The organism is uncultured Lacinutrix sp. (assembly GCF_947500605.1).
Lineage (GTDB): Bacteria > Bacteroidota > Bacteroidia > Flavobacteriales > Flavobacteriaceae > Lacinutrix.
Genome location: NZ_CANMSJ010000004.1, coordinates 158,929 through 179,426, shown reverse-complemented (window position 1 = coordinate 179,426; position 20,498 = coordinate 158,929). Strand labels below are relative to the sequence as shown.

General features: G+C 30.9%; 17 protein-coding genes and 1 tRNA gene. 15 read left to right on the top strand and 3 right to left on the bottom strand.

Features of this window, described 5'->3' with window-relative positions; translation table 11 throughout:
* Window positions 1-336 precede the first annotated feature (336 nt).
* The 5 genes from Q0935_RS07930 (at window position 337) to Q0935_RS07910 (ending at window position 5,251) form a co-directional block, all read left to right on the top strand.
* A complete protein-coding gene (locus Q0935_RS07930) occupies window positions 337-1,800 on the top strand; it encodes a hypothetical protein (protein WP_299384284.1) in 1,464 nt (487 codons plus the stop codon).
* Between the two features lie 285 nt (window positions 1,801-2,085).
* The gene (locus Q0935_RS07925; protein ID WP_299250843.1) at window positions 2,086-2,508 is read left to right on the top strand and encodes a hypothetical protein; all 423 of its coding nucleotides are present in this window, start codon (window positions 2,086-2,088) and stop codon (window positions 2,506-2,508) included.
* A 1-nt stretch (window position 2,509) separates the two neighbouring features.
* A complete protein-coding gene (locus tag Q0935_RS07920) occupies window positions 2,510-2,923 on the top strand; it encodes a hypothetical protein (protein ID WP_299384280.1) in 414 nt (137 codons plus the stop codon).
* Window positions 2,910-4,754: a PAS domain S-box protein gene (locus Q0935_RS07915; protein ID WP_299384277.1), complete on the top strand. Its 1,845-nt coding sequence runs from the start codon at window positions 2,910-2,912 to the stop codon at window positions 4,752-4,754. The genes Q0935_RS07920 and Q0935_RS07915 overlap by 14 nt, the downstream gene beginning before the upstream one ends.
* Window positions 4,755-4,774: 20 nt before the next feature.
* A complete protein-coding gene (locus tag Q0935_RS07910) occupies window positions 4,775-5,251 on the top strand; it encodes a response regulator (protein ID WP_299384272.1) in 477 nt (158 codons plus the stop codon).
* Window positions 5,252-5,372: 121 nt separating this feature from the next.
* Here Q0935_RS07910 and Q0935_RS07905 read toward each other — a convergent pair.
* A tRNA-Phe gene (locus tag Q0935_RS07905) sits at window positions 5,373-5,448 on the bottom strand.
* A gap of 180 nt (window positions 5,449-5,628) precedes the next feature.
* Here Q0935_RS07905 and Q0935_RS07900 point away from each other — a divergent pair.
* The 7 genes from Q0935_RS07900 (at window position 5,629) to Q0935_RS07870 (ending at window position 13,493) form a co-directional block, all read left to right on the top strand.
* On the top strand, window positions 5,629-6,357 hold the full coding sequence (locus Q0935_RS07900) for a type III pantothenate kinase (protein WP_299384268.1): 729 nt from the start codon (window positions 5,629-5,631) through the stop codon (window positions 6,355-6,357).
* Window positions 6,357-7,673, top strand: a complete 1,317-nt coding sequence (locus tag Q0935_RS07895; protein ID WP_299250853.1) for a hypothetical protein — start codon at window positions 6,357-6,359, stop codon at window positions 7,671-7,673. The genes Q0935_RS07900 and Q0935_RS07895 overlap by 1 nt, the downstream gene beginning before the upstream one ends.
* 19 nt (window positions 7,674-7,692) lie before the next feature.
* Complete coding sequence (locus tag Q0935_RS07890; RefSeq protein WP_299384263.1) at window positions 7,693-9,024, top strand: hypothetical protein; 1,332 nt, start codon at window positions 7,693-7,695, stop codon at window positions 9,022-9,024.
* Complete coding sequence (lptC, locus tag Q0935_RS07885; RefSeq protein ID WP_299384260.1) at window positions 9,024-9,578, top strand: LPS export ABC transporter periplasmic protein LptC; 555 nt, start codon at window positions 9,024-9,026, stop codon at window positions 9,576-9,578. The genes Q0935_RS07890 and lptC overlap by 1 nt, the downstream gene beginning before the upstream one ends.
* A gap of 124 nt (window positions 9,579-9,702) precedes the next feature.
* A complete protein-coding gene (locus Q0935_RS07880) occupies window positions 9,703-9,897 on the top strand; it encodes a hypothetical protein (RefSeq protein ID WP_299250878.1) in 195 nt (64 codons plus the stop codon).
* Window positions 9,898-11,190: a hemolysin family protein gene (locus Q0935_RS07875; RefSeq protein WP_299384256.1), complete on the top strand. Its 1,293-nt coding sequence runs from the start codon at window positions 9,898-9,900 to the stop codon at window positions 11,188-11,190.
* A gap of 158 nt (window positions 11,191-11,348) precedes the next feature.
* Complete coding sequence (locus Q0935_RS07870) at window positions 11,349-13,493, top strand: peptidylprolyl isomerase (RefSeq protein ID WP_299384228.1); 2,145 nt, start codon at window positions 11,349-11,351, stop codon at window positions 13,491-13,493.
* Between the two features lie 133 nt (window positions 13,494-13,626).
* Here Q0935_RS07870 and Q0935_RS07865 read toward each other — a convergent pair whose 3' ends face one another.
* The gene (locus Q0935_RS07865; protein WP_299384225.1) at window positions 13,627-14,541 is read right to left on the bottom strand and encodes a GYDIA family GHMP kinase; all 915 of its coding nucleotides are present in this window, start codon (window positions 14,539-14,541) and stop codon (window positions 13,627-13,629) included.
* A complete protein-coding gene (locus Q0935_RS07860; RefSeq protein ID WP_299384222.1) occupies window positions 14,541-15,839 on the bottom strand; it encodes a hydroxymethylglutaryl-CoA reductase, degradative in 1,299 nt (432 codons plus the stop codon). The genes Q0935_RS07865 and Q0935_RS07860 overlap by 1 nt, the downstream gene beginning before the upstream one ends.
* Window positions 15,840-16,019: 180 nt before the next feature.
* On the opposite strand from Q0935_RS07860, the gene Q0935_RS07855 reads away from it, so the two are divergent.
* The 3 genes from Q0935_RS07855 to Q0935_RS07845 all read left to right on the top strand — a co-directional run bounded on the left by Q0935_RS07855 (window position 16,020) and on the right by Q0935_RS07845 (window position 20,486).
* Entirely contained in the window at window positions 16,020-18,212 is a 2,193-nt protein-coding gene (locus Q0935_RS07855) for a S9 family peptidase (RefSeq protein WP_299384219.1), read from the top strand.
* Between the two features lie 30 nt (window positions 18,213-18,242).
* A complete protein-coding gene (locus Q0935_RS07850; protein ID WP_299384217.1) occupies window positions 18,243-19,835 on the top strand; it encodes a peptide MFS transporter in 1,593 nt (530 codons plus the stop codon).
* A 105-nt stretch (window positions 19,836-19,940) separates the two neighbouring features.
* Entirely contained in the window at window positions 19,941-20,486 is a 546-nt protein-coding gene (locus tag Q0935_RS07845) for a thioredoxin fold domain-containing protein (RefSeq protein ID WP_299250894.1), read from the top strand.
* Window positions 20,487-20,498: the final 12 nt, after the last annotated feature.

Here is a 20,498-nt window from a genome sequence, read left to right as displayed (position 1 = left end):
TTTGGCACTCCTATTGGATGCTCTTTAGTAATACTATTGAAAAACAAGAGGTTAGCATATGGTGTCTATCTAGTGTATTTAATAAAATTATAGTGGAGCTGTAATTAAATAATATAAAATAGAGCTATTATCTGCAAAGGTATAATTGTATTTGTCGTGAATCGATTCTGTTAAGAATTAACAGAGTGGTTTTTTTAATAAGATTTTGCGTGTTATTCCAACAAACCTCTTGATTCAATAGTAAATGTCTTTTAAGTTTTTGTTTGTATTTAATCTAAACCTAAAAGCTTTTTTATTATTAACCTTAATCTCAAAAATAAACTTAACCTATTAATTATGAAAAACTTAAAACCACGTTTAAAAACATTTTTGCTAGCTGCTTTTGTTAGTTTTAATTACTGCGCCTTTTCTCAAGTAGGTATAGGTACAACATCACCAGATCCTTCTTCTGTTCTGGATATTAGTTCGGAGACTCAAGGGATGTTAGCGCCTAGAATGACTACCGTCCAAAAACTTGCTATAGCCAGCCCGGCTGATGGTTTGTTGGTTTATGATACAACTGAAAATGCTTTTTATTTTTATAACTCAAGTAATTGGGTAATAGTGCCCACGGAAAAACGTAACAATCACAAATTAATTAAAACTGAAGCAGATTTAAGCGAAGAGCTTGCAGCAGGAAGCGGAAGTGAGTATTTGTTAACTCCAAATACTTTGTACGAGATTAATGGCGCAATTACCTTAGTACACTCTATTAATTTAAATAATGCATATGTAGTCGGGTTCGATACTAATGAAGATATTTTAATAAAATCAGGAGGAACAATGTTTGTTGGTAACTCGGGTGGTAGTATAAAGGGATTAACGCTTACAGCTCCAGGAGGAACTATTTTTAATTTAACAGGAACAGTAGGTGAAAACTTTGTTTTTAGAGATGCTGTAGTTGCAAATTCAATGTCCGTAGGAACTATTGATGGATTTGGGTTAGCTTTTTTAAGTATTATTCAGTATTCAGGAAATGGAACGGGTGTAACATATAATGATATTAGTGAGTTATTGTTAAGTAATCAAGGTTGGTTGTCTACAAACACAGGAACATTTGAAACTTTTACAGGTGTATTTAATATTCTGGAAAAGCAAGGTGGTTTTTCTCATGTAAATGGTTCTGCTATTGGTATAGATGTTAGTAGTAATCCTGTTGTGGAAAATGGAATATTAACAGGAGCGAGTTTTAGTGGTACCAGTACTCAGTATATTAAAAGGTATAGTGTAGGTTCATTTTCGGGTTATAGTTTTAGTAATACTTGGACGGTAGATTGTCCAGGGATTCCAGTAGAGTCAGATGAGGTTGCAACTGGTCATATTTATTACGACGGCACAATTACTACAGGTTTTGTTCAAGATGCTCCAAACAGTAGTGCTTTTAACTTGTCGGGAAATAGTGGTTCAAATAGTACTACTGTGGTAAACGCAATTAGAGTATCGTCACCACAAGATAATAGATTAACATATCTAGGGAAGAAGAAGAGAACATTTCAAATAAGTGCTTCATTATCAGTTAGAGGGAATGTTAATTTGGGTGATTATTATGCGTTTTTTATTAGAAAAAATGGAACTACAACTTTAACAGAAACTAATACAATTATGAGGGTGAATGTTTTGGCAGATATTACAAGTAATTCAATTTCAGGAACAGTTGAGTTAGAGCCAAACGATTATATAGAGATTTGGGGACAAAAATTAGTAGGTGGTATCATTACTTCGTCAATAACTGTATTCTCTTTAAATCTTAATATAAAATAAATAACAGTTATTTTTTAAGAGTTGTAATTAAGTAAATAGATTACTGCCTTTTAGTTGAGCTCTTTTAGAGAAATAGAGTTAAAGATATTGCTATCGTTTTATAACGTAATACCGCTAATTTGTAGTTTCTGTCAAAAAAATACTCACGGTATATCGTTACTCTATTATTGTTGTTAAATTTATTTAAAGGTGATAAGAGTCATTTAATCAATAGGTTATGTATTTATGTTGTTTTAATAACACATTTGGCATCGCTATTGGTGTTTGTTTTATAAAGAAATAGTTATGGAGAACGAAATACACATTAACAATATTAAATTTTGGTTGAACCGGAATGTTATTTATTGTGATATATGCAATGATTTTGATAAAAACTATTCTTTGGAAGATATTGAAGACTTGTTTTATGAAGCAATTTCAATATTGTCAAACGGAACTTACTTACCAGTAATATTTAATTTTAGAGACCTCAATACTTTGCTTAGTATAAAGCTTTTCAGGCTTTTGTCTAATAGTTCAAGAATTGAAGATGTGGTACTTTCAAAAGTTTTTTTGGTAAAAAAACTGAAACACAAAATTCTTCTTTCATTTTGTCAAATGTTTTGCGGATCAAATGTTTCTAATATAATTTTTAAAGATTCAAATTTAGCAATAGAGTATAGTAGTGAAAATTATACGGTTTTTAATTCTTTAAGTTGTGATGGTTAATATGGATAATGTAATAAAAATAGGTCAGTCAAAGTTTTGGACAGATAATGATATTCTTTATTGTCAGTTTAGAAACGAAAAAGCTAATTATAGGTTCGAATTAGATGCAGTTAAAATTTTTATCAAAATTATAGATAAGCTGTGTGACGGAAAACCTATGCCTTTTTTAATAGACTCTAGAGATTCTCAAGGTACTTTTACACGCGAGTCGTCTAATTTAATGGCTAATTCTCCTACATTGGTTAAGTTGAGGATTTCTGAAGCTTATGTTATTAATACTATTGGAATAAAACTGGTAATAAATTCATATAAGAGAATTTATGAGCCACTCACGCCTTTTAAAATGTTTGATGACCTAGAGTCTGCAAAGCAATACTGTTTAAAAGCTAAAAATAATTTTTATGGAAGCAATTAAATATAGTTTACTAAGCAGTCTTAATGATGAGGTTTTAGAAGCCGTTTTTGAGAATTCTATAGTTTCTATAACAGATTCTTTAGGTAGAATAGAATATGTAAATAGTAAATTTTGTAAAATTTTAGATTGTAATGCTAATAAGCTTGTTGGGGAGACGCACGAGTTATTAAAATCTCCACTACATTCTGATCGTGTATATAAAAACTTGTGGAGAACCATTAAAATGGGAAATAAATGGAATGGTGTTTTGGCTGATTTTTCCAAAACAGGAAATCCATTTTGGTTAGATACTACAATTATACCATTGATAAATGAGGATCAAAAAAGCGTAAAATATTTAGCGATATACAAAGATGTAACAAAATATCATGAAAAAAATATTAAACTATTACAAGATGATTTAACTAATAAAAAATTCTTAAAAAAAATGCCTTTAAATGTGTTTACAATTTCCAGGTATGGAAAGATTTTAAATGCTAATAAACGCTTTTGTGATACTAAAGTTAATGATTTAATAGACACTTATCTATATGATTATTTTAGCCCTGAAATTTTTGAATATTTTAAACAAAATATAGATAAAGCTTGTGTAGATAAATTAACTCATGAATTTGAATTGTACGATTTTGATACTGTTGGAGAGAAGAAGTTCTTTTCGGTAGTGGTCTCTCCTAACTTTGATGAAATCGGAGTTGTTATTTCTGCAACAATAGCATTATATAAAATTACTAAACTTAAAAGTTCTAGCAATAAGTTAATTGATACAGAAGCAAAATTTAGAGCAATTTATCAATCTATAAATGTTGGTATTATTGTGGTTGCAGATGATAAAGGTAATATTACAGAATGGAATAAAGGAGCAGAGGCTGCTTTTGGTTATGAGAAAGAAGAAATAATAGGTAGGTCTCTAACTGTTTTAATGTCTGATAAGTATAGAAAAGGGAATATTACCCAGCTTAAAAAGGCTGTTAATAGAATAAAAAATAAGCAAAATGTTGATGTTGTAGAAATGTGTTGTTTGAGTAGTGATGGTAAACAGTTTCCTGTAGAATTTGCTTTAAGTTCGGGAGTAATTGGTGATAGTAGTTTCTATTGTGCAATGATGTTGGATATTACAAAACGTAAATTATTAGAAAACAAATTAAAGGTAAAAACTAAAGATCTTGAGTTGTTTTTATACCGTTCTGCGCACGATCTTAAGGCTCCTTTTTCTTCAGCAGAAGGTCTTCTGGGTTTGTTAAAAGAAGAGAAGGTAAGTGAGGAGAAAGAGTTGTTAATGGAAATGTTGGATACTGTTGTTAAAGATGGGAAAGAACTGTCAGAAAGTCTTTCTCAGGCATCAAACATTTTGATTAATAAAACTGATATTAAAAAAATCAATTTCACTAAAGCTATAGATGATGTATTAGTCTTGTTAAAAGGAGCCGAAAAATTTTCTAATATAAGTTTTAAAGTAAACGTGATAGATGCTTATGGGTTTCATTCTTATAAAGAAAAGATCAAATATATACTACAAAATTTAATCAAGAATGCTATAAAATACTCTGCCAATATGGAAGGATTAGAGAGTTCTTATGTAAACATAACTGTAAGAACTAATCAAAAAGAAGCAGTGATTATTGTTGAGGATAATGGAGTTGGCATACATAAAAAGAAGCTTCATAAAATTTTTGAACTGTATTATAGAGCGAATAGATTTAATGAACCCGGTCATGGCTTAGGGTTATATGTGGTTAAAAACATAGTAAATGAGTTAAAAGGGGAAATAAATGTTGAAAGTAGTGTTGGAAACGGTGCTTGTTTTGAAATTGTTTTACCTAATAGTATTTAGATAATATTAAAAAAAGAGGTATGAATATAATGTTAATTGATGATAATAAGATAGACTTGTTTGTTAATCAGAAGATTATAGAGAGATTGAGTACTGGTTGTGATATTCGAGCATTTACAAGTGCTTGTTCTGCTATTAATTTTTTAAAAATTCTTGAAGATAAAGGAGCGTATCCAACAATGTTTGTTCCAGATGTAATATTATTAGATATTAATATGCCAGAAATGGACGGATTTCAATTTTTAGAAGCGTTTGATGAGCTAAGTGGTATAGATAAAAAAAGTATTAGAATATACATGTTGTCTTCTTCAACTAGTCCTCAGGATGTAGAGAAAATAGAAGAGTCTAACTCTTGTATAGGGCTTATAGATAAGCCGCTTAAAACTTATATTGTTGAAGAAATTTTAGAAGAATTTAGGCCGTATCTTAAGCAGTTCGATGCTGAGGCAGAGGATATTAACTTGGTAGATTGTAAGCAGTCTATTAAGGTGAAGTAGGCGATTAATTTCTTTTATTGTAACTCCCTCTTGAAAAAAAATATTTTAAATAAACAGAACTGTATTTATTGTGTAAATTTATAAAACCAAAAAACCCGATTCAAATGAATCGGGTTTTTTCTGGTGGTGCCTCCAGGAATCGAACCAGGGACACAAGGATTTTCAGTCCTTTGCTCTACCAACTGAGCTAAGGCACCAGTTGCATTTAATTGCGAGTGCAAATATAATCTCATTTTTGGTTCTACCAAAGATAAAATTAAAAAATTTTATCTTTTTTTTCATAAAAATTAATAAGTGTAATTCAGTGCTCATAAAATCAGTAGATTACATTAGAAAAAAATAATTCAATTTTGTAGATTTGTTTTTCAATTTAATATATGAATTTAATTATTGACGTAGGTAATACGTATACAAAGCTTGCTGTTTTTAAAAAAAACAAGCTAATTAATAAAAAAAGCGTTGAAACAAAGGACTGTGTAAACCAAATAAAGAAACTTCAAAAAGAATACAAGCAATTAAAGGATGCTATAGTCTCTTCGGTTGGTCGGTTAGATGTTGATACTTTAGATTTTCTTAAAAAAGAATTCGAGCTTCAAATATTGTCAAGCAAATCCAAACTACCTTTTAAAAACTTATATAGTACACCTAATACTTTAGGTATAGATCGCATAGCGTTAGTTTGCGCATCTGTAGAACAGTTTCCAGATAATAATGTGTTAATTATAGATGCGGGTACATGTATAACTTTCGATTTTATAAATGCTAATAACGAGTATTTAGGTGGTGCAATCTCTCCAGGTATTCGTATGCGATACAAAGCAATGCACAATCAAACAGCTAATTTACCGTTGTTAGAAACAGAAGTTCCTAAGCATTTTATTGGAGATGCTACAGCTACTTCTATGCACTCTGGCGTTATAAACGGTGTTTTTAACGAAATAGATGGTTGTATAAGTCAGTATAAGACAGAATATCAAGATTTAACAGTAATTTTAACAGGAGGAGATACTAAAATGTTGTCTAAACAATTAAAAAGTAGCATATTTGCGAATTCAAATTTCCTTTTAGAAGGATTGAATTTTATTTTACAATATAATCAACACTAATGATAAAAAAACTTGTATTAGTTTTTATTGCATTATTTGCAATTCAAAGTTACGCTCAGGAAACAACAGCTTCGCCATATTCTTTTTATGGTATAGGAACTTTAAAATTTAAAGGTTCTGTTGAGAATGTAAGCATGGGAGGATTGAGTATTTATAAAGATAGTATTCATATAAATTTTAGGAACCCTGCAACTTATGGAGGTTCTAACATTACTACCTACAATAACGAAAGCCGTCCTGTAAAATTTACAGTAGGAGGAAGCCACACATCTACAGAGTTAAAAACAGATTCTAGTACAGATCGTGTTACGTCTACTACTTTCGATTATTTAGCATTATCAGTTCCACTTGGAAAACTAGGTTTTGGTTTTGGATTACTTCCATATACATCTGTAGGTTATAGATTAGAATCAAGAAACGATGCAGGAGATATAGATACACGCTTTAGAGGAGAAGGTGGTTTAAATAAAGCCTTTTTGTCTGTAGGTTACCAAATTACAGAAGGATTAAGTGCAGGTGTAGATGCTAATTATAATTTTGGGAACATTCAAAACAGTACAATACAGTATACCTATAATAGTGATGGAGATCCTTTGCAAACAAAATCTAGAGAAACTAATAGGTCAGACTTAAGCGGTCTTAGTTTTAATATTGGATTACATTATAAAGCAATGATTACAGATAAGCTAGAATTACAGTCGGCCGTAACTTATGCGCCATCAAGTGATCTTAGTTCTGCTAATGAGCGATCTTTTTCTACAATTACTATAAATAACTCTACTGGAGAAGAATTTGAATTAGATACAATTGAAGCAGATTTAGCTGCAAACGGGTTAGATGACACAAGTTTAACACTTCCATCTAGATTATCTTTTGGAGGAGGAATTGGAGCGCCAAGAAAATGGTTTGCAGGAATAGAATATACAACACAAAATACGAGTAAGTTTTCTAATGTATTATATCAAAACACAGCTACTACCTTCGAAGATGCTTCAACTTTATCTTTAGGTGGTTTTTTTATTCCAAAGTATAATTCTTTTACAAGTTACTGGAGCCGTGTTGTTTACAGAGGAGGTTTGCGTTTTGAAAATACGGGATTACAAATAGAAAACCAATCGATTAAAGAGTTTGGCATATCTTTTGGAGTAGGATTACCAGCGGGAACAAATAGAGAGCCGTTCTCGAATGCTAATTTTGGTTTTGAAATAGGTAAACGTGGTACAACTAACGCTAATTTAATACAAGAGAATTTTGTGAAATTTAAAATTAGTTTATCGTTAAACGATAGGTGGTTCGAAAAAAGAAAATTCAACTAATAACACAAACATTAAGATTATGAAAATTAACATTACACTAATAATTGCTATACTATTTTTGGGATTAAACTCAGGTTTAGCTCAAACAAGTAATGAAGACTGTACGGTAAACCTGTCTTTATTTGTTGAGACAGTTAAAGCAGATAAGTTTACAGAAGCATTACCATATTATAAAAAAGCAATAAATGATTGCCCTAAATTTAACCAATCTGCTATTTATAAGTATGGTGAGGATATGTTTGAAGGTCTTTTTGACGCTGCTACTACAGATGCAAAGAAGGTTGAATACATAAATGAGTTATCTGCATTATGGGATTCTAGAATGGAAAATTACGCTAGAAAATCTGCAGTAGGTAAGTATGAAACTAAAAAAGTAATGCTTAGATACGATAATAGAGAATTATTAGGTTTAACAGATGAGCAAATTTATAATGAGTTTGATGCTGTTTACAAATCAGATTTAAAAAACTTTGAAAGCCCAAAAGGATTATACGTTTATTTCAAAATGATGGTAAGCTTATATGACAAAGGACAAAAAACACCTCAAGAGTTGTTTAATAAGTATGATGATGTAGTTGATAAAATTGAAACTGAAGTTGAAGAAAATTCAATTAAATTAAACGAATTTATTGCTAAAGGAGAGAACTTATCTAGTAAAGAAGAGTCTCATAAAAGATTTTATACTCAAACTTTAGCCGCTTTCGATAAGATATCAGGTAGTGTAGAGCAAGAATTAGGAGATAGAGCAAATTGCGAAGTTTTAATTCCAATTTACCAAAGAGATTACGAGGCTAACAAAAACGATGGTGTTTGGTTACAAAGAGCAATGAACAAGTTATATGCTAAGGGTTGTAAAACAGATCCAATGTTTGTAAAAGTTGTTAAGCAAAAGTATTCTTTAGAGCCTACAGCAGATGTTGCTAAGTACTTATACGGAATAACTGGAGAGCAAAAATATTTAGATGAAATCTTTAGATTAGAAACAGATCCATTAAAATTAGCTAAACTTAACTATAATTTAGCATTAGAGTTTAAAAGCAAAGGAAGTTATGGTCAAGCTAGAACTTACTTTAACAAGGCTGCTCAACAAAACCCAGCAGATACAAAACCATACCAGCAAATAGCTGCTATGTATGCTGCAAGTGTTAAAAGTTGTGGAACTACTAACTTCGAAAAAAGAGCAATCTTTTGGTTAGCTGCAAACGAAGCTGCAAAATCAAGTAGTTCTCTTGCTGATAAATACAGAGCATTAGCACCATCTAAACAAGATATTTTTTCAGCAGGTATGTCTGGAAAAACAATTAAAATTGGATGTTGGATTGGAAGAAGTATAACAGTGCCTTCTATTTAATGGAACTAGGTAAAATATATAATATTAAAAACGGAGTCATAGCAATAGCTATGACTTTGTTTTTTTCTTGTACAAACAACTTTAAAGAAGTTAATAAAATTGGTGTTAGCGATAACGAACCACAAGGTGTAGGTGTAAACGTAAATGCTAAACGTACAGATTCTGGGCGTGTGGTTGCTAACTTAATAAGTCCAAAATTATTAGATTATGAAAATAGAAAGTTTGGCTATTCTGAATTTCCAGAAGGTGTTAAACTACATATATTCGATGAGTTAAACCAACGTACAACAATAGTAGCAGACTATGCAATTATATACAGTGATACAGATGTAATAGATTTGCAAGATAATGTTATAGTCTCTACTCATGAAGGTGATAGTTTATACGCAGATCAATTATTTTTCGATCAAAAAAAAGAATGGCTATTTACTAATTTGCCAGTAGAATATAAGTCTAAAGACTACCTTACAAAAGGTAAAGGTTTCGATTCTGATCGCGATTTCACTAAAGCCGAAGTTCTTGAAATAAGTGGACTTTTTGCCGTTAGTGAATAATACAAGATTGTATTAATTATAGTACACTTCAAAATTTTACATATCTTTACTACTACAAATTAATTATATTTATAAGCAGCGGTGTTAATACATGTGTTGTTTAATAAAAGGATTTATATAAACAATGAAATACTTAAAATTCTCACAGTACATCTATATTATTGCAGGTGTGTTTTTTTTATACGATTGCATAATGACTTGGAATGAAGATAGAAGTCAAGCTTACTTGTCTTTATTTTTATTTGCATTAGCCATATTTATGTTTTTCTTTAGAAGGCGTTTTCATAAAAAATATGAAGACAGAAATAATAAACAATAAATGTCCACAACACTAATTATCGTTATTATTATAGTGTCGTTATTATTGTCGGCATTTTTCTCTGGAATGGAGATAGCTTATGTTTCTGCCAATAAAATTCATATTGAAATAGAAAAAAAGCAAGACGATTTTTTAGCTAATATTCTTTCAAAGTTAACAGCAAAACCATCTAAGTTTATAGCAACAATGCTTATTGGTAACAATATAGCACTGGTTATTTATGGTTTTTTTATGGGAGACTTACTAGTAAAGTGGTTTGCTTCATTAGTTAGTAATTACGCATTTTTAAGTTATTTACTAACAGATTTAAGTCTGTTTTCTCAAACTATAATATCAACATTGGTAATTTTGTTTACAGCAGAATTCCTTCCTAAGGTTTTTTTTCAAATTTATAGTAATACGTTAATCAAGGTCTTAGCTTTTCCTGCATATTTGTTTTATTTGTTATTCACTTTTATATCAGACTTTGTACTTTGGATCTCAGATTTTGTGCTTAAAAAATTCTTCAAAACCGAAGGAGATCAAGTACAATTGGCATTTACAAAGTTAGAATTAGGAAATTATATAAGTGAGCAAATGGAATCTATAGATGCTCACGACGATGTGGATTCAGAGATTCAAATCTTTCAAAATGCTTTAGAGTTTGCAGAGGTTAAAGCGCGTGAAGTTATGATACCTCGTACAGAGATTATAGCTTTAGAAATCAATGACACTGTTGTAAATTTAAGCGCCCTGTTTATAGAAACAGGAATGTCTAAAATATTAATTTATAAAGAGACTATAGACGATATTGTTGGTTATGCACATGCTTTCGAGTTGTTTAAAAAACCAAAAACTATTAAAGCAATGGTTTTACCTGTTGAGTTTGTTCCAGAAACAATGTTAGCAAACGATATTTTAAATGTGCTTATAAAAAAACGTAAGAGTATTGCAGTCGTTTTAGACGAGTACGGTGGAACTTCTGGTATAATGACGGTTGAAGATATTGTTGAAGAACTTTTAGGTGAAATAGAAGACGAACACGATACAGTAGTATTAAGAGAAGAGAAAATAGACGATTTAAACTTTATATTTTCGGCACGATTAGAAGTCGATTATTTAAACGAAACACATAAGTTAAACCTACCAGAAGGCGAAAACTACGAAACGCTTGGAGGATTAATTGTGGATCACACTGAGAAAATACCACAACAAAACGATATTGTGACTACAGAGAATTTTCAGTTTAAAATCTTAGAAGTCTCAAATACTAAAATAGATTTGGTGTCTTTAAAAGTTAAAACAGACGATTAGTAAGGAAATCGCTATAATACTGCAGGATTTTTCATAAATAAACACTTCATTTCAATAATTCTAAAATTATTGCCAATTTCTGCTTTTATTATTAAATAGAAAATGGTATTTTCGCCCACTATATTTTAACAATAACAGAATACAATCTATTTCAACAGATGGCAATTTTAAATAAGATAAGACAGAAAACAGTTGTACTAATTTTAGTAATCGCATTAGCGCTATTCGCGTTTATATTATCGAGCCTTTTTGATAATAAAGATGCATTATTTAACAAATCTCCAGATGTAGTTGCTACTATTAATGGAAAAGACATTTCTCGTCAAGCATTTATGGCTCAAGTAGAGGCACGTAACAATCCTAATGCTACGCAATCTCAAATCATGAATCAAGTTTTCGATGCAGAAGTAAGACAATCTGTAATGGAATCTCAATTTAACGAGTTAGGTTTAACTGTTGGTAGAGAGCAAATGCGTGATTTGTTAAAGACAACATACGCTAGTAGTCCTCAGTTTTTAAATGCTGATGGTATTTTCGATGAGTCTTTACTTAATCAGTATATTTTAGATTTAAAGAATTCTCCTAATAATGATTTCTATAACAGATGGGTGCTTGGAGAAGAAAGTATTGCTTCAGGTGCATTACAGCAAAATTATATTAATATGATTAAAGCAGCATCTAATGCTACTTTGGCTGAAGGTGAATTAGAGCACAAATTGCAAAATGACTTAGTAGATATTAAATATGTATCTATTCCTTATGCAACTATTCCAGATAGTACTATTTCTGTTTCTAAATCTGAAATAACTACATATATTAATAATAATAAGAATAAATATGAAGCTGAAGCATCAAGAAATTTACAATATGTAAAATTTGAAAATGTTGCTTCTTTAGAAGATGAAACTACTCTTGAAAATGAATTAATTTCATTTATAAAAGGAGGAGATGTTTACAATGAAACAACAAAGCAAACAGAAAAAAATCCTGGCTTTTTAGAAATGAACGAAGAGCAAGCGATTACTTTAGTAAATGCTGAAACTGATGGAGCTGTAAAATTTGAAGATAAATTTGTTTATGCATCTAGCTTTCCAAACGGAGTAAAAGATAGTATTTCTAAATTAACTGTAGGTTCGGTTTACGGTCCTTATAAAGATGGTAAGACTTTTAAAATCACTAAACTTTTAGATAGAAAAGTATTAGCAGATTCTATTCAGTCTAGCCACATACTTATTCCTTTTGTTGGTTCTCAAGCAGCAAATGCTGAAACAACAAAAACTAAAGCGCAAGCAAAAGTATCTGCAGATAGTATTTTTAACTTAGTTAAAAATAATAAAACGAAATACGCAGAAATAGCAAACGAAATTAATACAGACGGTTCTAAAGGAAAAGACGGAAGTATTGGATGGTTCCGTTTATCTAACTATAATCCAGCAGGATTCGATCCTGATTTCGCAAACTTCTTATTCTTTAACAAAGCAGGAAGTATAGATGTTGTTGAAACTAAATTTGGATACCATGTTATTAGAATAGACGATAAGAAAAACGAAGATACAGCATACAAAGTAGCAACTATAGAGAGAGTTATTGAGCCTTCTGTAGATACAGAGAATGCAGTATTTAGAACAGCAACTAACTTTGAAGTTTCATTAGGGAATCAAGATTTTCAAGAAGCTGCAAAAGCAAGTAACTTAAGTGTTAGCCCAGTTAATACTATTAAAGAGTTAGATGAAAACATTCCTGGTGTTGGGCCATTAAGAGAATTAGTACGTTGGACTTTTGAAGATAATACTGAAGTTGGTGATACAAAACGTTTTGAAACAACTACAGGTTATATTGTTGCTCAAGTAACAGGTAAAAACGAGGCAGGTTTAATGAATATTGAAGATGCATCTGTAACAGCTTTACCAGAAATTAGAAAAGAAAAGAAAGCTAAATTAATTAAAGAAAGAGTAAACGCTAATTCACTTACAGATCTTGCAGCAGCAGAGAATCAAACAGTAAAAACAGCATTAGCTATTAATATGAAAAATCCAACAATTGCAGGAGCAGGTTTAGAGCCACTTGTAGTTGGAACTGCTTTTGGTCTTGAAGAAGGACAATCTTCTAAATTAATTACAGGAACAAAAGGTGTTTATATGGTTGAGTTAACAAAAAAGACTCCAGCTGTTAAGTTAGAAAACTACCAGTCTTCTGCTAACCAAGTAGCACTTGCAAAATCAACGGCAATTAATACTAGATTATATAATGCTTTAAAAGAAGCTTCAGAGATTGAAGATTATAGAGCTAAAACAGTACAATAGTATTAAACTGAATATAAAATTAAAAAGCCTCGCATTGCGAGGCTTTTTTTTATGGATTAAAGTTAGAAACTTATATATGTATTGGTTAAGTAGATTTTTGTTTTGTTAGTGAGTTATTACTGTTTTTAAGTAGCTACAGAATCATATCCTTAAAGCTAACTATGGTAGTGTAACCTTTTGATGCAAAATAAGAGTCAATATATTCTTTTTCGCCTGTAGCTAGAACAAAGTCACCATTCCATCCTCCAAGGCTCTTAATTTGATTTTTAAAATCATTAAACAAGCGTTTCTTAATTGGTGTTTGGTTAGTTATTTCTCCTATTAAACGCTCATGTTCTTCAATTAAAGCGTTAAAAGTAATTATAGAATCTGAAGCAATTAATTTAGAAGTTATACTGTTTATTTTTTGAATAATAACTTTAGTATTAGTTTTGTTATCTCTATACATGTTTATAGAATCTCTGCTATTTTGTTTTCTATTTAAATGAACAAAAAATAATCGATCTTGAAATTCTTTATTAAAAGAGATGCTTTTAATTAAAGGCTTAGAGTTTTCTATTTGATAAACAATTGCCGAGTCGTTTTGTGCACAAGCAATATCGTAACCACTACCACCAAAAGTAGCATTAGACAATGCAAAAGCATCAATATTTGCCCATTGTGCAATATTGTTTAGAAGGGTAGAAGAAGAGCCTAATCCCCAATCATTTGGAAATTCTAATTTTGAACTTACTGTATAACCTTTTTCACCTTTAAGAAAATCAGGATTAAGTGTTTTTGCAGCGTTTAATATTTCTATAAGCCTTTTACTAACGTCATTACAAATAGTGTGCGGTATTGTAATCTCTCCATTTAAAAATGTAAATTCGTCCTCAAACCAAATTCGTCCTTCACTATCAATACTTTGCCAAGCCAACTTTGCCTCATCAATAATTTCAACAGTTAGTGTTTGTCCAAATTTTGTAGGTAAAGCTAAGGCTGTTGCGCCATCAAGTACAACATATTCAGCAGTAAGTAGTAATTTCCCGTGACTATAGAAGGTTTGCATTATTGCCTTAGTTTTTCAATTTCAGTAACAACAGCACTATGTGTAACTGTATTGGTCTTAAAATGATTTACTATCACTTCCTTTTCATCATTAGTTGCATTGAATTGGTTTAATATATTCATTAAATGCATTTTCATATGGCCTTCTTGAATTCCGGTTGTAGTTAAAGAACGTAAAGCAGCAAAATTTTGTGCAAGTCCAGCAACGGCTACAATTTGCATGAGTTCTTTAGCGGATGGTTTTCCTAAAATGTCTAAAGCCACTTTTACTAAAGGATGTAATCCTGTTAGCCCACCAACGGTTCCTAATGCTAATGGTATCTCCATCCAAAAGGTGAAAACATCATTTTGAATCTTGGCATGTGTTAAACTAGTGTATTTGCCGTTTTTTATAGCAAAAGCATGTACTCCAGCTTCAACTGCTCTAAAATCGTTTCCTGTAGCTAATACAACAGCGTCAATGCCGTTCATAATGCCTTTATTATGTGTTACTGCTCTATGCGGTTCTACTTCTGCAATATTAACTGCACGAACAAATTTTTCGGCGAAAGCTTTACCACTAATGCCTTTGTCTTTTAAATCTTCTACTTTACAAGAGACTTCTACACGAACAAGACAATCTGGAACGTAATTAGAAAGGATACTCATTACAATCTCTATTGGAGTACTCAGGTGTTTTTCAGCTTCAGCTTTAAACGTTTTTGCAAACTGTTCTAAGCACGAGTTTATAAAATTGGCTCCCATAGCATCCAATGTTTCAAAGGTTGCGTGAAGCTGATAATAGTTGTCTAAATCCTCAGTTTTGTTTCGTAACTCAATATCTAAAATACCACCACCACGCTTTTCCATATTGGCAGTAATAGCTTTAGTGTCTGCTATTAGTTTTGGTTTAATAGTGTCGAAATATTGTTTTAAATCGTCAAAATTACCATCGAACATAAAATGAACTTGTCCAATTTTTGTGGTAGATAATACTTCGGCTTTAAAGCCACCGCGTTTCATCCAAAATTTAGCAGCATTACTAGCAGCAGCAACAACCGAGCTTTCTTCAATTGCCATTGGAATAGCATAAGTTTTACCGTTAATTTCAAAATTAGGTGCAACACCAAGTGGTAAGTAATAATTTGAAATAGTATTTTCTATAAACTCATCGTGAAGCTGTTGTAGCTTACCATCGGCATTAAAATATTGTGTGATAGTTTGTTTTGCTGCCTCAGAATTTGAAAGGTAGTTGTTAACTATCCAATCTATTTTTTCGGATTTTGATAGTTTTGAGAAACCAGAAATTGTTGCGCTCATTAAGTGTTATTTATAGGTGCGAAGATACTAAACGTTCGTTATTTTGTTGCAGAGTTAGATTGATGAAATTATAATCTAAATCTTTTTGCTTTTTTGAAACATGAATTAACTGTTAATAATTAGGGTTTTTTGCTTAATTTTTAGTAAACTTGACATTATTTTATTAATAAATTATTCTTAATGATTTTATCTAAATATTTAGCATTTTTCTGCTTATTAGTAACTACTTTATCTACAGCGCAAAACAAATCTATAGGCCTAGAAGACATATGGTCTAATGGTACTTTTAGAACCGAGAGATTAGACGCTTTACATTCTTTAAAGAATGGTCAAGAATACTCAGTTTTAAATTTTGATAGAGCAAACGGCTCGACAGCAATAGATATTTACGATTATAAAACACTTAAAAAAGTAAAAACTTTAGTAAATTCTTCTAGCTTAGAAGATATAAAGTATTTTACAGATTATACCTTTAGCGACGATGAGTCTCAAGTACTTTTAGCTACTAATCAAGAGTCGATTTTTAGACGTTCTACTTTAGCTAACTATTATGTGTTTAATACTGTAACGAATAGTTTAACTTCAATTTCTGATGATAAAATTCAAGAACCAACGTTTTCTCCAGATGGAAAAAAGGTGGCTTTTGGGTTAAACAATAACCTATACATGAAAGATTTAGTTTCTGGTAAAACGACTCAGTTTACTGCAGATGGTGTAAAAAATAAAATTATTAACGGTATTACCGATTGGGTTTACGAAGAAGAATTTGGCTTTGTTCGTGCTTTCGAATGGAATGCCAATAGTGATAAAATAGCATTTATTCGTTTTGATGAAACAAATGTTCCAGAATTTTCAATGGATGTTTATGGTAAAGACTTATACCAAACACAGACTGTTTTTAAATACCCTAAAGCAGGTGAGGCTAATGCTATAGTTTCATTACATATTCACGATTTAAATAAAGATAAAACTACCGAAGTGAAAGTCGATAAAGCATATAGCGATTTTTATATTCCAAGAATTAAGTGGTCTAACAATGCTAACGTATTAAGTGCTCAGTATATGAATCGTCATCAAGACGAATTAGATTTATGGTTAATTGATGCTATTAAAAATAAAGCCGATTTAGCTGTTGCAGAAAAAGACAAAGCTTATGTAGATGTAACAGATAATTTAACGTTTTTAGAGGATAATAGTTTTATTTGGACTAGTGAAAAGGATGGATATAATCATATCTATCATTATGATAAAAAAGGGAATCTAATAAATCAAGTAACAAAAGGGAATTGGGAAGTCACTAATTATTATGGTTTCGATGCTAAAACAAATAATATTTATTACCAATCTGTAGAGAATGGTTCTATAAATAGAGATGTATATTCAATTAATCTTAAGGGTACAGATAAAAAACGATTAACAAAAACTACAGGAACCAATAATGCCGATTTTAGCGCAGATTTCACATACTTTATTAATACTTTCTCTAGTGCAGCAACACCTCCAAAATACACATTAAATAGTGCTGTAAATGGAGATGTGGTAAAAAACATAAAGGATAACGAAGTTTTAGCTAAGAAGGTTTCAGAGTTTACAACTTCTAAAAAAGAGTTTACTACAATTAATATAAATGGTAACGATTTAAATATGTGGATGATTAAGCCTGCAAATTTTGATGCCACTAAAGAGTATCCGCTTTTTATGTTTCAATATTCTGGACCAGGTTCACAGCAGGTAGCAAATAAATGGAATAGCGCTAACGATTATTGGTACCAAATGTTAGCTCAAAAAGGTTACATTGTTGCTTGTATTGATGGAAGAGGAACAGGATTTAAAGGTGCCGACTTTAAAAAAGTAACACAAAAAGAATTAGGGAAATTTGAGGTTGAAGATCAAATAGAAGCAGCTAAATTATTAGGAAAGCGTAATTACATAGATGCTTCAAGAATGGGTATTTGGGGATGGAGTTATGGAGGCTTTATGTCTAGTAATGCATTGTTTAAAGGAAACGATGTTTTTAAAATGGCAATTGCTGTTGCACCAGTTACAAGCTGGAGATTCTACGATTCTATTTATACAGAACGCTACATGACAACGCCTCAAGAAAATGCAAGCGGTTACGATGATAATTCGCCTATAAACCATGTCGATAAATTAAAAGGAGACTTTTTGTTAATCCATGGAACAGGAGACGATAATGTACATGTGCAAAATACAATGCGTATGGTTGAAGCATTAATTCAAGCTGATAAACAATTTGAATGGATGATTTATCCAGACAAAAATCATGGTATTTACGGAGGTAATACTAGAAAGCATTTATATACAAAAATGACTAATTTTATAGATCGTACTTTAGGAGATAAAAAAGAATAGATTAATTAATAATAAATAATATAATTATATATGGAATTTAAATTTGGAGGTTCAGAAACTAATCAAAGAACCGTATTAGGACATCCATCTGGATTGTTTGTTTTATTTTTTACAGAAATGTGGGAACGCTTTTCTTATTATGGAATGCGAGCTTTATTAGTTTTATTTTTAGTGTCGTCTATACTTGAAGAAGGTGGATGGGGCTGGGAAAGAGCAGAAGCATTGCAGCTTTATGCTTTGTATACAGGTCTGGTTTATATTACCCCTATTTTTGGAGGTTTAATTGCTGATAAAATTATGGGCTATAGAAATGCTGTTGTTTTAGGAGCACTTTTAATGACGTTGGGACATGCTTCCATGGCTTTAGAAGGTGCAACTTCAATGTTTTTCTATGTTGGTTTAATTTTGTTAATTTTAGGAAATGGATTATTCAAACCGAATATCTCTTCTATGGTTGGGCAACTTTATAAAGGACAAGGAAAAGAAAAAGATGCTGGTTATACTATTTTTTATATGGGTATTAATGCTGGTGCATTTTTAGGTATTCTTTTATGTGGCTATATTGGAGAAAAAGTTGGCTGGCATTATGGTTTTGGTTTAGCTGGAATTTTTATGTTTATTGGAATGTTACAGTTTTATTTTGCTCAAAAGATATTTGGTAGAATAGGATTGTCGCCTAAAAACACTTTAGATTTCGATGATGCTATTGAAGATTCATTAGAAGAAACTGTTGAAGTGATAGAAGAAGTTAAAGATGATGCAAATTCTTCAAAAGTAACTAGAGATAGATTAATTGTAATAGGAGTTTTAGCCTTTTTTACTATTTTCTTTTGGTGGGCATTTGAACAAGCGGGTGGTTCTATGACCATTTTTGCTAATGATTATACCGATAGAGTTTTAGAAGGTAATGGAGCATTAATTTTTAAAATATTTAATACATTACTAACTATAATACCAATGGTAATTATTACATGGGTATTGGCAATGTTATTTAAGCAAACATTTTCAAAATATTCTTTATCAAATATACTATTAGGAATAAGTTTTGTTATTATTTGGGCTATAGTAATATGGATGTTATATAGAGAATTTACTTCAGAATCGGCAGAAGTTCCAGCTTCTTGGTTTGGTATTTTAAATTCATTTTTCATTATTGCTTTTGCTCCTTTATTCTCTAAAGTTTGGGAAAGTAAATTAAACCCATCAGGACCGGTTAAATTTGCTATTGGATTAATATTATTAGGTTTTGGTTTTGGAATTTTAGCTTTTGGATCTATGGGAATACCTTTAGGTGCAAAAACAGCTTCTGTTAGTATGATTTTCTTAATTGTTGCTTATTTATTTCACACTCTTGGAGAGTTATGTGTTTCACCAGTAGGTTTATCTTATGTAAGTAAGTTAGCGCCAGCGAAACTCGTTGGATTAATGTTCGGTGTTTGGTTTGTTGCAAACTTTATAGCTAATACCTTAGCAGGAATTACAGGTAGTTATATTGATCCAATCGTGGAAGAATATGGAATGACTACATTCTTTTTATTATTTACATTAATACCTATTGGAGCAGGGATTGTTATGTTAATTTTAAACAGAACTCTAATAAAGATGATGCACGGTATCAGATAAGTTTATAAATATAAAACTTTAACAAAACGCCTCTATTGAGGCGTTTTGTTTTTTTCGTAACTTTGGAACACTATTTGCGACTACAAAGAAAAATAAATTAGTAAAATGAAAAAACACATTATCATAGCATTGTTTACGGTTTTTGCAACTGTAACGATATCGGCTCAAGAAATTAATTGGATAACACTTGAAGAAGCTGTAGAACTTCAAAAGGAAAATCCTAAAAAAATAATGATGGATATGTACACCTCTTGGTGTGGCCCTTGTAAAATGTTAGATAAAAATACATTTGCTAATAAAGACGTAGCTAAATACGTAAGCGATAATTTTTATGCTGTGAAGTTTGATGCCGAAGGTAATGATGTGGTAAAATTTAAAGATAAAACATTTTCTAATCCTGGTTACGATCCTGCTAAAGCAAAACGTAGAAATTCTGGACACGAATTAGCACGTTTTTTTAGTATTCGTTCGTACCCAACTATTTTGTTTTTAGATGAAAATGCAGAATTTATTGCGCCTATTATCGGTTATAAAAAACCACAACAATTAGAATTGTATTTAAAAATGTTTAAGAAAAACGAACATACAGGTATGGATACTCAAGCAAAATTTAATGAGTATTTTAAAAATTTTAAACCAGAATTTAAATAGAGAAAATCTAAA